This window comes from Raoultibacter timonensis, assembly GCF_022845715.1.
In the GTDB taxonomy this organism is placed as follows: Bacteria; Actinomycetota; Coriobacteriia; order Coriobacteriales; family Eggerthellaceae; genus Raoultibacter; species Raoultibacter timonensis.
On sequence record NZ_AP025564.1, the window covers coordinates 435,639 to 449,979 of the forward strand.

A 14,341-nucleotide genomic window follows, 5' to 3' on the forward strand; every position below is an offset into this window, starting at 1 on the left:
CTCGCTTAGGCTTTGACCGCCTTTGCTGCTTCCTCGCCGGCGATCAGTCCCGATCCGACTGCGAAGCCGTTCGCGGATCCTGCGGCGTAATACGGGGACGTGAACAGATCGGCGTCGGCGCCGGCCACGAACAGCCCGGCGATGACTTTGTTGTCGGGATCGACCGCCTGACAGCGCGCATTGCATTTGATACCGCCGAGCGAAAGCCATCCCGCGGGCATCGATTCGACGATGTAGAAGGGACCTTCTTTGATGGGAGTGAGGTACTTGGCATCCTTGAAGAACAGTTCGTCGGCGCCCTTGTCGCAGTACTCGTTGTACTGCGCGATGGTCTGTTCGAGGTTCGGCAGATCGAAGTGCTCTGCGAGTTCGGCGAGCGTATCCGCCTTGTATGCCCAACCCTCATCGACCGCTTTGTCGAACTGCTCGCGGATATCGGTTGCGACGATGTCGGCAAACATGCCCCTCATACGCTCGTCGCCGAGGAACTGCGGGAGGGGCTCGGATTCCCAGCGCTTCATAAACGCTTCGTCGCAAACCGCGTAGTAATACGATTCGCGAACCAGCGGTTCGCAGCAGAACATGGTCTTTTCGCACATGACGCCTTCGTTGACGAATCGATCGCCTTCGCCGTCGAGAAGGATGCCGCCGAATACTGGCAGACGCATCGCTTCGTTGGTTCCCGATGTGGGGCGAAACGAGTACGTGGGCGAAGCTTTGGTGTTGGCGCCGCCGTATTCGTTCATCGAGATGCTGAAGCATTTTCCAAGCTGCGCTCCTGCAGACATGGCCATATTGATGCCCGCGCCGGTGTTGAGCATGTTGCCCATGCAGACGATCTTGGCACCGGCGAAGTGCTTGGCGGTTTCTTCGGCGCTGCCAAGGAACCCGCCCGTGGCAAGGATCACGGCTTTCGCTTTGATGTCGATGACGTCCTTGCCCGATACGCATTGCAGCCCGGCAATCGCTCCGTCTTCGATGATGAGGCTTTCGGCGGTTGTATTGAAGAGGCACTCGACTCCTGCGTCGTCGGCTATCTTGGTGAAGTACCCGGCGCGCTCTTCGCCGGCAACGCCGTATACGCATCCGCCGCGTACCATCATCGCATCAGCCGAGGTGCTGTTGGTGAAGTCGACGTTGAAGGGCATTCCCGCATCAACGAATACATCGACGGCTCTCCCCGACGCTTCGATGATTGCGCGGAGGGCTTTGTTGTTCGATTGGTAGTTCGTGCCCGTATTCACGTATGCCATGAACTCTTCGATGGTGAGAGGTTCGGGGCTCGGATCCTGAAGCGACGATCCGACCGCGAATGCAGCTGAGGTGCGGGTGTTCGTTGTTCCGTCCATCGAGGCAGCGGCATCGACGGCGATGACGGAGCAACCCTCATGGGCCGCCCCGTATGCCGCAAGCAATCCGGCAGCGCCGAGTCCCGCGACGACGACGTCCGCTTCCTTCGTTTGCGTTGCTTCTTTCAGAGGCGCCTCTTCGGCCGTCGCCTCCGCTGGGCTTTCGGCGGTTGGGCTGCAGGCGGCAAGCATTCCTGCACCCATGATTCCTGCAGCGGCGACGCCCGTGCCGAAAAGGAAATTCCTGCGCGATAGTTCTTTCATAGTGTCTCCCTTCCTAAGAAAACTGTGTACGGTCCCATCCCGTATGCGGATGACCTTAGGAAACGTCGGCCTTTCTCGAATCAGATTTAAAATCTGATTTGCCGCGGGGCATCATCGTTACAATCGTATTCTCGAGAACTTGCTATGATGGTCGCTATTGGATGAGGGAGGTCGATGGCTGAGAAGTCGAAAGAACGAATCGCGGATGGTCGTTGGCTGGTGGCGGCAACGGTTGGCTTGACTCTGTGCGTTGCGGGCACCGAATACGAACGCTATACGGCGCTCTGGGTATTCGAGACGCGCTCCGTTGCGGAGCTGGCTTCGATCGTCGTGTATTTTGCTGCGGTTCTTGCGGTGCTTGTGCGCCGAACGCTCAAGAGCAAGAGCCGACTCTATCGGTGCAAACCGCTTCTTGTCGGACTTGCCGTCGTGCAAACAGCAGGTCTTGCCGGACGCTGCATGCAGGCAGCCGGCGTTTCGCTCGGCGAGCCGTTTTCCGTTATCGTATCGGTGTCGATGCATTGTGCAAGCATCCTTTTCGTACTGTATGCCGAGTTCTTCCTCGACGTGGGCGTGCGTAAAGCGGTGAGTTCGTTTGCCTTTGCCATTGCGGGTGCGGGTGTCTTGCAGATTCTCGTATTGGGATTCGACTGGACGGTGTCCATTGCGCTGCTGTTTCTGTTCGTGCCGATCTCTATCGGACTTCTTATCTGGTCGGATAGCCGCTATGGCCCAGGGGCTCGCGAGGTGGAACGGGAGGACATCGCTGCCGAGGTCCGCGACAGCGAAAGCTTTGCGCGCGATTATCCGTTTTGGGAGTACTGTACGAGCATCGCTTTGCTCGAAGTGCTTCTCATTGCCCTGCATAGCACCGTTATGGTGACCCAGGATAGCGGGGGAGCTTCGTTCACCATCCAGGTGACATCGGGTATCGGCACGCTGGTGGCGGGTGCGATCTTTTACGCGCTGCTTCGCTACCTTCAGGAAACGGAGTTTCTCGAACTGCTTCGCATACTCGTGCTGCCGCTCGTTTTAGTAGCGCTCTACATATCGGCTTTGTTCGGAGCTTCGGGCGTCCCCCTGTACCTCGTTCCGCTTGCCGTTGCGTACTCTATTTTGCTGCTGTTCGTATGGACCGTGCCGCGCAACTATCGCAAGGGGAATGCGCCGTTCGTTTTTACATGCATTGCGTACTTCTCGTATCGGGCGGGATGGGCTTTAGGAATATTCGGAATCATGATTCTACCGAATCGCTACGGCGAGCTGCTCGAAACGGGCATTATCCTCGCGGCATTCAGCGTTCTTCTGGTGTCGAGCGCCATACGTTTGCTCAAGTACCGGCGAAACAGTGCGCGGCGGCTCGATGAAGCCCGGGAGGTTGCCGAGCTGCAAGCCAATACCGATATAGCGTTTTCCGAAGCGTGCGCTCGCGTGGCAAAGCGGTTTCAGCTTACGTCGCGTGAAGGCGAGGTGCTTGTCTTGCTTGCCCGGGGTCGGAACGCCCGTCACATAGCCGAATCGCTTGTGATTTCCGACGGTACTGCGCGAACCCATATCATGCATATCTATCAGAAAATGGAGATCAGCTCGCAGCAGGTGCTCATGGACATTGTCGACGATGAGCTCAGGGCGGTGATGGGAGAGCGCGATGGTGCGACTTCTTTCCCGATATCTTCCGATCGCCGATAAACATGGAGCCGTTGTCGGTTTGCCCCCGAACTGCCTGATGCGAGGCGAACTCCTGCTATCATAATCGGCACGGGAACCCCGAACGAGACAGGAGGAATACGATGGGACAACCAGCGCAAACAGCTGGGAATCTATCCTTGCGTCGCATCCTCGGTTTTGCGTGCAACCAGGGGTTCGTATTCTTCCTGTTCTATATGGGATCGAATCGCGCGATACCGATCGGGTCGTTCAACTTCGAACGGGCCGAACTGTTCGGCACGTTGCTGTTCATGGTCGTGGGCTTTTCTGTACTCAGGCTCGTGCCGGCGAAGACCCGCAATGCGCTGCTGGCGCGTCCGATGCTGCTCGTGTATGCGGTTATGGGCGTGCTCGGGTCGTTCATTCCCCTGTTCCTCGGATCGCCCTCTGCCTACTGGCTTCCCGTTGAAGGCGCGCTGATCGGCTTGCCATGCGCCTTGCTTCTTGCAACGTGGGGCAGGGAGTTCGGGGAAACATCGACGAAGATATCGGTTCCCGAAGTGTTCGTCGGGTCGACCGTCGGAGCACTCGTCGGGCTCATCGTTTCGCTGATCCCGATCGAGGGCGTCACGCTTGTGCTCCATCTGCTGCCGATCGCGAGCGCGGCGGCGCTCATGGCTGCTCCGAAGGCTGCCGATCATGCGCAGGCTTCTGCTGTTACCGAAGCGGCGGCCGGGGGCGATACGGCAAAAGATACCGTTCTGCTGTCGGCGAAGATCATCGCGGGTACGGCGCTGTTCGGCATGGCGGCGGGATTCATGGAAACGTTCAACACCGATCCCGGCAATGCAGCGATGGCCTCGTATCCGGTGAGCCTCCTTCTGTTCGGAGCGTTCGCGCTCGGCACGCTCTCGCTGCTTCGGTCGGACGGTTTCGGGCGCGGAGCGGCGCTCAACAAGGCGTACCGTCTGGCGCTGTTCATCATGATGACGGGGTATCTGCTCATTCCCGTACCGCAGTTCGCCGAATCGCTCGTACCGGGCGAGGCTGTCGTTCTGGCGGGATATCTGGGACTGTCCGCTGTGCTCATCTCGTTGTTCCTCGTGTTGGCGAAGCTGACCGCCACCGATGCTGCCATGTCGTTCTCGCGCGGGTTCGTGGCGCTGTTCGGCGGCGAGCTCGTCGGTGTGGCGATCGCCAACGCCTTCGACTACGCCCAGCCCGGCTACGTGACGCCGTATTCGGTCGTGGTGTTTGCGGGCATCCTCGTTCTGTTCTCGTACGTGTTCTTGTTTACCGAGCGCGATTTCGGCAGCTTGTCCGAGATCGTGACGAGCACCGATTCGCTCGAAGACGCCTGCGAGGCGATAGCGCGCGAGTACGGGCTGTCCGATCGCGAAGGCGAGATCCTCCCGTTCGCGCTGCGCGGCCGCACGAGTGAGCGCATCTCCCAGGAGCTGCATATCTCGAAGAGCACCGTCGACACGCATCTGCGCCGCATCTATGCGAAAGCGGGCGTCCACAGCCGCCAGGAGCTCATCGATCTGAGCGAGGCGAAGCGGGGCTAGGTAGTGCGCCGAGTTCATTCGTCGTGCTAACAGCATGCGTGCACGCCCGCAATGCGCATTCCGCCAAAAGGGAGGCGTTCGGAGCCGGGTGCACGGCTTGGACGGACCTTTGTATCCGAATATGCCCGACTCGCGCCGGTGTATAGGGAGTTTCCGTGCGTGGGAAGCGCCGATCGCTATCTATGAGACTTTCTGCGACTCTGCGGTCTTCGTGGCGAAGCAAATGCCGTCGTCGTGCGTTTCGACGGTGCGAATCGGATAGTGTTGACAAAAAACGCCGCTCTGAAGGATCTGAGATCGCGGTAAAGGCGGGGTGGGAACGCATCTTTCCTTTGCCTTGCGAAACCCCAGTTCATAAGGATGTGATGTCTTCGCCTTTTGCGGGATTACGATTTCGGATGCGCGGGATTTCTTCGGATTGGCGAGGATCCCTTCAGATCGACGATTTTTGTCGTAAATCGCGCGTTTGCCGTGCAATTGCACGAATTCGCCTTGCGGATTCGGGATCCTTCAAGCGAATGGAGCCTAGCACCGGCTTATATGCTGGAGCGTTGGCGAACGCGGTCTAGACGAGCGGCAGATGCGCCCATTGCGAGTGCTTGGGCAAAGGCGGGTTGAGGCGGGTGCTCTTGGATAGCTGGCGCGCAGAGGTGCAACGTCGAGGTTATTGCATGGGCGCTTTTGCCTCGCGTCTAACAAAACAAGCCGCCTGTCGGACGAGGCGGCTTGCTGTTGCTCATGGTGCCCCCGATAGGATTCGAACCTACGGCACTCGGTTTAGGAAACCGATGCTCTATCCCCTGAGCTACGGAGGCATGATGCGAGATGTATTCTACCATTAACCGCGCGGTTGCGGGAGATGGTCGGCGATCAACATATCGGCTACGCTGCTTGCGAGTTTTCTCGCGATATCGAATCGACCGCAGTAAAAAAGCGGACCGCATCTGCGATCCGCTTCCGTGGGTTTCTGTAAGGGTTTCGGGTGGGACGTCGCCTTACGCTCCCGTTCCCGTCTGGGTTTTATCCGGCTCGCCGCTGGGGGGATCTGGCGTCGGCGTCGGCGTCGTTGCCTGGAACGTTACGTTGATCGTCACGTTGCTGGTAACGGTGATCGTGAACGTCCCGCCGTTCGCACCCACGCCGTCCAACCCCTTGACAGAGGCAACTTCGTAGCCGCTGTCGGGTGTGATGGTGATGGTGACGCTGCCTCCCTCGTCAACCGAGGAACTCGATGCCGATACCTTTCCGCCGCCGTTGGAGTTGACGCTGACCGAATAGGTAGCGGTCTTCTTGCCCTGGCTGATGACGAGATGCACCGTATCGCCCTCTTTGAGCTTCTCGCCCGCGTTGGGAGTCTGGCCGATGACGGTGCCCGACGCTTCGTCGCTGTACTGGTACTCGGTGGTAACCTTGAAGCCCTTGTTCTCGAGCGTGGTCGTTGCGGAGCCCTCGCTGTCGCCGATTACGTTGGGCACTTCGGTGCCGTCGGAGCCGAGCGAAACGTAGTAGGTGATGGTATCGCCCTTCTTCACTTTGGTTCCCGCTGCAGGATCTTGCCTGGCCACGAGATCTTTATCGACCGTTTCCGAGTATTCGGCGGTACCCGCCTTGTAGTTCAGGCCGGCTGCCGTCAGCTCTTTCTTTGCGTCATCGGCGCTTTTGCCCGTAAGGTCGGGCACGGTTATCTCCTCGGCGCCTTTCGATACGAGCAGGTTGACCGTCGAGCCCTTCTCGCGCTTCTCGCCTGCCTTCGGATCGGTTCCGGTGACGTTTCCGGCGGCGATATCGTCGTCGAACACCTCGGTGGTTTTGCCTATCTTGAAGCCTGCGTCCTCGATGATCTGCGTTGCCTCCTCGACGGATTTGTTCTTCACGTCGGGAATCGGGTCGCCCGATGCGAACATGCCCGAGAAGGCGAATACGGCTACGCCGATCACGACGAGTGCGGCGACAACCGCAACTACGATGCCGATGGTCTTCTTGTTGTTCTTGGGCTTGCTCGAATCCGATGCGCGGTAGTTCGACGGGGTGTTGACGGGCTTCACGCCGCCGTTTCCTGCGACGGGCATGACGGCTGTTCCGTCGGCCATTGCGGCACCGGCGCCCATGCCGACACCTGCCGCTGCGCCTATGACTGCGGTCTCGGCGGAACCGAATCCGCCGCCGAGCATGACGGGGCGTCCGGCGAGGTAGTCGTTCAGCGCCTGCTTCATGTCGTTTGCCGTGGCAAAGCGCTCGAGCGGGTTCTTCGCAAGCGCCTTCATGATGATGGCTTCGAGCGTGGGGTCGATGTCGGGGTTGATTTCGTGGGGCGCGACGGGCAGGTCGTTGACCTGCTTCATCGCCACGCTGACCGCATCGGGACCGTCGAAGGGAAGGCGTCCGGTGGATGCCTCGTACAGCACGATGCCGAGTGAGTAGATGTCGCTTGCGGCGGTGAGCTCTTTGCCCTGCGCCTGCTCGGGCGAGATGTAATGCGCCGTGCCGAGCACCGAAGAGGTCTGGGTTTTGACGGAGTTCTTCGCGCGGGCGATGCCGAAGTCCATGACCTTCACATTGCCGTCGGGCTGGACCATGATGTTCTGCGGCTTGATGTCGCGATGGATGATGTCGAGCTTATGGGCGACGCTCAGAGCCTGGCATACCTGCGAGCCGATTTCGGCCACTTTCCGCTGGTTGATGGCACCGCGTTCGTTGATGGCGGTTTTGAGGTCGCTGCCGCGCACGTACTCCATGACGATGTAGTAGGTATCGTCATCATGGCCCCAGTCGTACACGTTTACAATGTAGGGGCTCTGCAGGTTGGCGGCTGCAGCGGCTTCCTGCTTGAAACGCTGGGTGAAGCTTGGGTCGGCTGCGTACTGGGGCAGCATCGTCTTGACGGCGACAAGTCGTCCGAGCACGTTATCCTGTGCACGGTACACTTCGGCCATACCGCCGATACCGATGCGCTCGGTTATCTGGTAGCGGTTGTTGAAAACCTTGCCTATCATGGTTCCGGTCACGTTTTAGCTCCTCTTGGTCACATGTGTTCGGCGATTGGTCGTATTATCGCCAACAGCATACCGTATTTACAAAAGGCCTTGCACTTCCAGAGCGGTTCTTAACACATTTTGCGCTTTCAGTGCGGCATCCCTCTCCGAGCTTTCCTCTATCACAATGGCGACGACGACACGCGGATTGTCGGCGGGCGCGAACCCGATGAACCAGCTGTCGTCGAGCTCCTTGCCCGTTTCCGCAGTGCCGGTCTTACCTGCCACGTCGATTCCCGAAATGGCTGCGGCGGTACCGGTGCCGTTCTGAACGACGCCTACCATGATATCGGTCACGCGGTTTGCGATCTCTTTCGAGATCGGCCGCGAGTACTCCTTGGACGATGCCGTGAAGCTCTTTTCGCCGTTTGCGTTGTAGATGCTGTCGACGATGTAGGGCGTTTGGATTGTGCCGTCGTTGGCTACCGCGCTTGCGACCATGGCCATCTGCAGGGCGGTCGCCTGGGGGCCGGGTTGGCTCTTCTGCGCGGCGTCGCCGCCGGTGACGGGCTGACCGTCGGCAGCCCATGCGGTCTCCCATTCGGACATCTCGGCGGGGTCGGCCATGACCGATTCGACGAGCGGCAAATCGAACGAGATGAGGTTGTTGAAGCCGTAATCCTCGGCGGCGGCAACGAGCCTATCGGCTCCAATTTCCACACCGAGCTGGCCGAACACCACGTTCGACGAGACTTCGGTAGCACGCTCGACCGTGATGTCGCCGTAGTCGATGTCGCCGTAGTTCGAGACTTTCGCGCCGCCGATCTCCATGCTCGAAGGCGAGCTGTACACGCTGTCTTCGGTGGCAACGCCATCGGACAAAGCGGTGGCGAGCGTGAGCACTTTGAAGGTGGAGCCGGGTGCGTAGAGCGCTTGCGTAGCGCGGTTGATAAGCGCGCTCGAACCCGATGAGTCGCCTTGCTCGAGCAGCGTTTCGACGTCGGCCGCGTCGTAGGTGGGGGCGGACGCCATGCCGAGCACCGCACCCGTTTCGGGGTCGAGCACCACGCATGCTCCCGCCGAATCGCCGAGGGCATCCTGCGCGGCTTGCTGGATCTTCGAGTTCAAGGTGAGCGTCACGTCGTTGCCGGGCGTATTGATGCCGCTTGCGGCGTTGATGACGTCGGTGAGTGTTGCGAAGTTCTGCTGGCCCTTGAGCGTCGAGTTGTAGGCGGCCTCGATGCCGCTTGTGCCGTACTGCTGCGAATAGTAGCCTACGACATGGCTCGCGAGCGTTCCCGCCGGATACACGCGATCGTAGGTCCCGTTGTCGTTTCTCACGCTCTGCGCGAGTACGACGCCGTCGTAGGTGGAGATGGTGCCGCGTTCGGTTTGCGCCTCGCGCGCCATCGTGTGGTTGTTGCCGGGCATGTTCTTGTAGTAGTCGGCCTGCACGACCATGATGACGGTGAGACTGGCAACGAGCAACGCGAACATCACGGCGAAGATGCGCATGCAGTTCGTGAGGCGCTTGCCGAGCGATACGCGCCCGAGTACGCTGTTCGGGTTGAACGAGGCGGTACCCGTCTTCATCTCGGTTCCCACACCCGTGCCTTCGTCGCCGCAGCGCAAGAGGAAGCCGACGATGATGAAGCCGGCAAGGAGCGACGAGCCGCCTTGGCTTACGAACGGCAGCGTGATGCCGGTAAGGGGGATGAGGCGCGTAATGCCGCCGACGATGATGAACGCCTGCAGCACGATGATCGAGGTGAGGCCGACGGCGATGAACGAGCTGACGTCGCTCTTCGCGCGTGCCGCGGTCACGATGCCGCGGATGGCGAAGCACAGGTACAGAAGCAGCATGCCCGCCGCCCCCAAAAGGCCCGTCTCCTCGGAGATGGCGGTGAAGATGAAGTCGCTCTCCACAACGGGGAGGCGTCCGAAGCCGTCCAGGCCGCCCGCCATGCCGCGTCCGATGCCCACGCCGAACAGATCGCCGTCGGCCATCGAGTAAATCGATTGGACGAGCTGGTAACCCTTGTTGTTTGCGTCTGCGAACGGATCGAGCCAGATGTCGACGCGGTCCTGCACGTGCGAGAACAGCGACCAAGCCGCTACCGCCCCGATGGCGATGAGGATGCCGCCCACGATGAGATAGAACTTCTTGCCGGTAGCCACGTAGAGCATGGTGAGGAAGATGAAGAAGAACAAAAGCGCGCTGCCGAGGTCCTTCTCGAATACCACGATGAGCAACGCCACCACCCACATGAGGAGCAAGGGGAGAAGCGTGCGGATGTCGGGTAGGTTGAAAGGTCCTACGCGCCACGTGAATACCGAGAGCATCTCGCGGTTCTGCGCAAGATATCCTGCCAGGAACAAGACGATGACGATCTTGGCGATCTCGCCCGGCTGGAACGAGAAGACGCCGCCGATGTTCAGCCAGATGCGGCTGCCGTAGATCTCCTGGCCGAGTCCGGGGATGAGCGGGGAGAGCAGCAGCGCGAAGCCGATGATCATGAACGTGTACTTGTAGTTGGCAAGCTTATCGAGGTTCTTTATGAACGCGAGTACGAGCACCATGCACACGACGCCAAGGAACAGCCACATGACCTGGTTGGTAGCCATGTTGGGGGAGTCGGAATACGGTGCGATACGCGTAACGAAAGCGATGCCGATGCCCGAGAGGGCGAATACGATGGGCAGGATGGCCGGATCGGCGCCCGGCGTGAACTTGCGTACCGCCAGGTGCGCGACGATGAACGCCGCGAAGATGCCGACGGGCACTCCGAGCGTGTTCATGTTGAGCGATTGCCCCTGGTTGACGGCGATCATGGCGAACATGAGCACCACGATGGGCGCCGCGACGCACAGGAGGATGAGTTCTATGTTGCGTCTCGTCATCGGCCGGCCGCGCTTCCGTTCGCATCGTCGTCCGATTTCGCGGTGTCATTTGCGGTGCCGTTGGCAGCACCTGCAGAAGAAGATCCGGTAGAGCTGCCCGTTTTAGACGAGCCGCTGCCCGCGTCGGTTTTGCTATCGGTGTCGCTTTCGCTCGGAGTGGCGCTCTTCGCCTCGATCTCCGCCTTGTATTCGTCGATGAGCGCGTTTGCGGCGTCGACGTTGTCGACGCGAATGCCGTCATCGAGTCGGTTTGCAACGCCTGGCTGCAGATCGGATACCGATACGTCGGTTGTATGGTCGAGCTCGTTGAACTGCATGCCGAACAGCGTGCCGGGGATTCCCCGGTATACGACAACCTTGCCGTTCTCGTTTGCAAGGTAGGCGACCGTGCTCGCATACGAGCGAAATCCGAAGAAAGCCCCTGCGAACACGAGCAGGAGTACGAGGACCGTGACGATCATCGAGGCTTTCACCTTGCGAGCCGAGCGCTTCTGCCTGATCTCGCTGTGGCCCGTCACGTCGACGACGATGGTGGTGGTGTTGTCGTAGCCGCCCGCGCCGTTCGCTTCGCTCACAAGCGTGCTCGCGCAGCGCTGCGGATCGGCGATGCGTCCGAGGATGCCCTCGATTGCATCGTCTTCGAGCATGGTGGTGAGTCCGTCGGAGCAGATGAGCAGCCTGTCGCCCGATTCGACGTTCAACTCGTAGAGGTCGGCGGCCATATGCGGATCGCTGCCGAGCGCGCGGGTGATAACCGAGCGGTTCGGATGGTATCGCGCTTCTTCGGGGGTGAGCTGCCCCGCTTCGATCATATCGGCCATGAGGCTGTGGTCGCGCGTGAGCTGCTGGAGCTTTCCCTTATGGAGCAAATATGCGCGCGAATCGCCCACCTGGGCGAGCACGAGACGTTCGCCTTCGAGTATGGCGGCCGTCATGGTGCAGCCCATGCCCTCCCGCCCGATACCGTCTTTCACGCCGCGGATGACGGCGCGGTTCGCTTCCGCCACGGCAAAGCCGAGCGCTTCGCTATCGGCGCGGTCGGGGGCGTATTCCGCCAGGGTATTAACTGCGATTTCCGAAGCGATCTCGCCTGCGGCGTGGCCTCCCATGCCGTCGGCGACGGCGAACAAGGGAGGTGCGACGATGAGGCTGTCCTCGTTGTGGTCGCGCACGCACCCGATGTCGGTGCGGCTGCCGAAGGTGGGGGCGGTATGCGATTTGGCGGCCATTAGGCGTACCTCACCTTGATGGCTACGTCGCCCACGTTCACCACATCGTTGTTGCGCAGTGCCGTCGGTTCGGTGATGATCTGGCCGTTTACCGCGGTACCGTTTGTGGAGCCGAGATCCTCGATGAAGAGGTTCTGCCCCATGAGGGTGAATCGGGCATGTCGGCCCGATACGTAGCCTGCGCCTATGACGATATCGGAACCGGGATTGCGCCCGACGATGACCGGCCCGTGAACCGTGATCTGGATACCGCGCAGCTCTTTGGGCCCGCGTTCGACCGAAATGCTCCAGGCCTTCTCTTTCTTCCTTTGACCGCGTACGAGGCCGATTCCGGTTCTCATGATAGCGAACAGGAAGAGGTAGAGGAGGGCTACGAACAGAAGACGCCCGATCAGCAATGCAACATCAATCACGAGATTTTCCTTATGGCTGCTGTCCTAAACGTTGTATGCACGCGCGGCTCGGTTCGCTTACGAAACCGAGAACGCGAAGTTCGTCATGCCGATGGTGATGCGATCGCCGCCGCGCAGGGGCTGCGAGGTGATTTCGGCTCCGTTGACGTAGGTGCCGTTCGTCGATCCGAGATCGGTGAGAACCCAGACGCCTTGCGGCTCGAAGCGGAGTTCGGCGTGCGTACGGCTTGCGTTGATGTCGTCGACCACGATATCGCTCTTGCGGTCGCGGCCGAGAACGAGACGTGCCGTGGCAAGGTCGTAGGCGCGGTTGTCGCCAAGGTTGACGAGGCGTGCGCGTACGGCTCCCGCGTTGGGCACGGGTGCGGCGTTGCCGCCGCCTGCCGCGAATACGACGGTGTCGGGTGCTCCCATGGGAACTGCCTGCCGGGCGCCTCGTGCGGCTCCTGCACCGACGGCTACGGCTGCGCCGCCCATCGCCGCGGCTCCCGCCGCGCGGCCGATACCCGCGTTGGCGTTGGCGTACTCGTCGAAGGGCGCCGAGGCGACCGCGTGGCTGTCGGCGTATCCGGCGAAGCCCTGATCTTGCGCGGGTTCCTGATAGCCGTAGTCGTCGTATCCGTCCTCATCGTACCCAGCGTCCGCGTACCCGTCGTCGTAGCGATCGTTGCGCGCGATGGGACGTGCGGCGGCGCCGTTTTCACGGTAGTCGTCGAAATCCTGGCTGTCGAACGTGTACTCGCCGTAGTCGATCGAGTAATCGATCTCGTCGTCGGGCACGTAGGGAAGCGGAGGCTTGTTGTCGGGTTGCCCGTACGCGTCGGCGTAGGGCTGCTGGGCTTGACCGTATGCGGCCGCAGGCGCTGGTGCAGCTGCGGCGTACGGATCGAGCCCGCGGCCCGGCGCATAGGGGTCGGCTGCCGCGGCGTTTTGCGCTCCGTAGGGCCGGGGCGTCGGCTGAGCGTAGGCGGCGCCTGCACCCCGCGCGGGTGCTCCGCCGAGGCCGTAGCGTTGCATCTCCTCGGCGCGAAGCTGCGCGATGATGGGGGCGGCAACCGGTTCGGCGATGATGTCGAACTTGCCGTGCTTGAGCTCGTCGTCGACGATGAAGCGCACGAGCGGTTGCCCGTCCATGACGAGGCCCTCGTTCGCGGCCTTGGCCGCGAGGTAGGTTTCGGTCTCGCCGGCGAGGGTGGGATAGTATCCGAACAGGCGCTGGTCGTCGTCGGGGTTGACGAGTACCGTGTAGAGCGTGGGCGCGTACTGCTTGCCGGCGCCGACCATCTTCTCGCGGCGCATCATCTTCTCGGCTTTTTTGGCTATTTGCACAGGGGAGATTGGCGCATCGAACATTTTGTCGGCGGCGCCTTCGAAGGCATCTTCCATGCGGCCCTCGAATTTAGAGAAAAAGCCCATTGATCCTCCCTTAATGACCAGTGCGTTTCGGGTTCGGTTTCATGTCGGTTCAAGGAAACTCCATCTTGCCATAAACGCAGGGCATTTGCCCATACTTTACGCAATCGTCATTTTTATGAAGATGAAAAGCTGCGTGTCTGGGCGGGTGGTGGCGCAGCAGCGAGAAGGCAACCGACGCGTTGGCCGGGAGGTGGCGTCGCCGCAGCGGGTCGGCAACCGCCTCGTATACCGTCCCGTTGCGGCTCCCCTCGGTCGCTCCTTGCAGTGGAGCAGGTCTATTTCGCCGCATTGTCTCGACAATCCTGCTGCGTATTCCTTTACGGAGTATTTACGAGCAATGCACGGTCGATCGACCTGCGCCTTTACGAACGCCGAAGCGGGAAGCCGTTTTTAGCCTGCGTAAGCCTTCGATCTAGCGGGACTGTCGAGGCAATGCGGCAGAAAAAGGCCTTTGCCGCCGTCATCCGGGGCCGTCGATGCGATTCGGTTCAGCCGACGGCTCTCGTCGCGGCAGATGGCGGGCATTCCAGCAAGTCTTCCTCATTCCAGCGGCGCGCATGCGAGGTCCGTCATCGATGTCTC

At 60.6% G+C, this 14,341-nt stretch carries 8 protein-coding genes and 1 tRNA gene; 2 read left to right on the forward strand and 7 right to left on the reverse strand.

What is annotated here, in order from left to right; all coding sequences use genetic code 11:
• Positions 1-5: 5 nt before the first annotated feature.
• Complete coding sequence (locus MWL89_RS01750) at positions 6-1,613, reverse strand: FAD-dependent oxidoreductase (protein WP_244411528.1); 1,608 nt, start codon at positions 1,611-1,613, stop codon at positions 6-8.
• 174 nt (positions 1,614-1,787) lie between these two features.
• On the opposite strand from MWL89_RS01750, the gene MWL89_RS01755 reads away from it, so the two are divergent.
• Positions 1,788-3,302 (forward strand): helix-turn-helix transcriptional regulator, encoded by a 1,515-nt coding sequence (locus tag MWL89_RS01755; protein WP_244411529.1) that lies wholly within the window; start codon positions 1,788-1,790, stop codon positions 3,300-3,302.
• A gap of 101 nt (positions 3,303-3,403) precedes the next feature.
• The gene (locus MWL89_RS01760) at positions 3,404-4,828 is read left to right on the forward strand and encodes a helix-turn-helix transcriptional regulator (protein WP_244411530.1); all 1,425 of its coding nucleotides are present in this window, start codon (positions 3,404-3,406) and stop codon (positions 4,826-4,828) included.
• 739 nt (positions 4,829-5,567) lie between these two features.
• Here MWL89_RS01760 and MWL89_RS01765 read toward each other — a convergent pair.
• From MWL89_RS01765 to MWL89_RS01790, 6 genes are all read right to left on the reverse strand, one after another.
• Positions 5,568-5,643, reverse strand: a tRNA-Arg gene (locus tag MWL89_RS01765).
• A 180-nt stretch (positions 5,644-5,823) separates the two neighbouring features.
• Entirely contained in the window at positions 5,824-7,821 is a 1,998-nt protein-coding gene (gene pknB, locus MWL89_RS01770) for a Stk1 family PASTA domain-containing Ser/Thr kinase (RefSeq protein ID WP_244412570.1), read from the reverse strand.
• 78 nt (positions 7,822-7,899) lie between these two features.
• Positions 7,900-10,701: an FtsW/RodA/SpoVE family cell cycle protein gene (locus MWL89_RS01775; RefSeq protein ID WP_244411531.1), complete on the reverse strand. Its 2,802-nt coding sequence runs from the start codon at positions 10,699-10,701 to the stop codon at positions 7,900-7,902.
• Positions 10,698-11,930, reverse strand: a complete 1,233-nt coding sequence (locus MWL89_RS01780; RefSeq protein ID WP_244411532.1) for a Stp1/IreP family PP2C-type Ser/Thr phosphatase — start codon at positions 11,928-11,930, stop codon at positions 10,698-10,700. The genes MWL89_RS01775 and MWL89_RS01780 overlap by 4 nt, the downstream gene beginning before the upstream one ends.
• Positions 11,930-12,343: an FHA domain-containing protein gene (locus MWL89_RS01785; protein ID WP_102379303.1), complete on the reverse strand. Its 414-nt coding sequence runs from the start codon at positions 12,341-12,343 to the stop codon at positions 11,930-11,932. Before MWL89_RS01785 ends, MWL89_RS01780 begins: the two co-directional genes overlap by 1 nt.
• A gap of 57 nt (positions 12,344-12,400) precedes the next feature.
• A complete protein-coding gene (locus MWL89_RS01790) occupies positions 12,401-13,759 on the reverse strand; it encodes an FhaA domain-containing protein (RefSeq protein ID WP_244411533.1) in 1,359 nt (452 codons plus the stop codon).
• Positions 13,760-14,341: the final 582 nt, after the last annotated feature.

What these genes read in the sequence shown, in the direction of transcription:
- MWL89_RS01750 (WP_244411528.1), bottom strand. Translation starts at nt 1,613, where the DNA reads ATGAAAGAACTATCGCGCAGGAATTTCCTTTTCGGCACGGGCGTCGCC.
- MWL89_RS01755 (WP_244411529.1), top strand. Translation starts at nt 1,788, where the DNA reads ATGGCTGAGAAGTCGAAAGAACGAATCGCGGATGGTCGTTGGCTGGTG.
- MWL89_RS01760 (WP_244411530.1), top strand. Translation starts at nt 3,404, where the DNA reads ATGGGACAACCAGCGCAAACAGCTGGGAATCTATCCTTGCGTCGCATC.
- pknB (WP_244412570.1), bottom strand. Translation starts at nt 7,821, where the DNA reads ATGATAGGCAAGGTTTTCAACAACCGCTACCAGATAACCGAGCGCATC.
- MWL89_RS01775 (WP_244411531.1), bottom strand. Translation starts at nt 10,701, where the DNA reads ATGACGAGACGCAACATAGAACTCATCCTCCTGTGCGTCGCGGCGCCC.
- MWL89_RS01780 (WP_244411532.1), bottom strand. Translation starts at nt 11,930, where the DNA reads ATGGCCGCCAAATCGCATACCGCCCCCACCTTCGGCAGCCGCACCGAC.
- MWL89_RS01790 (WP_244411533.1), bottom strand. Translation starts at nt 13,759, where the DNA reads ATGGGCTTTTTCTCTAAATTCGAGGGCCGCATGGAAGATGCCTTCGAA.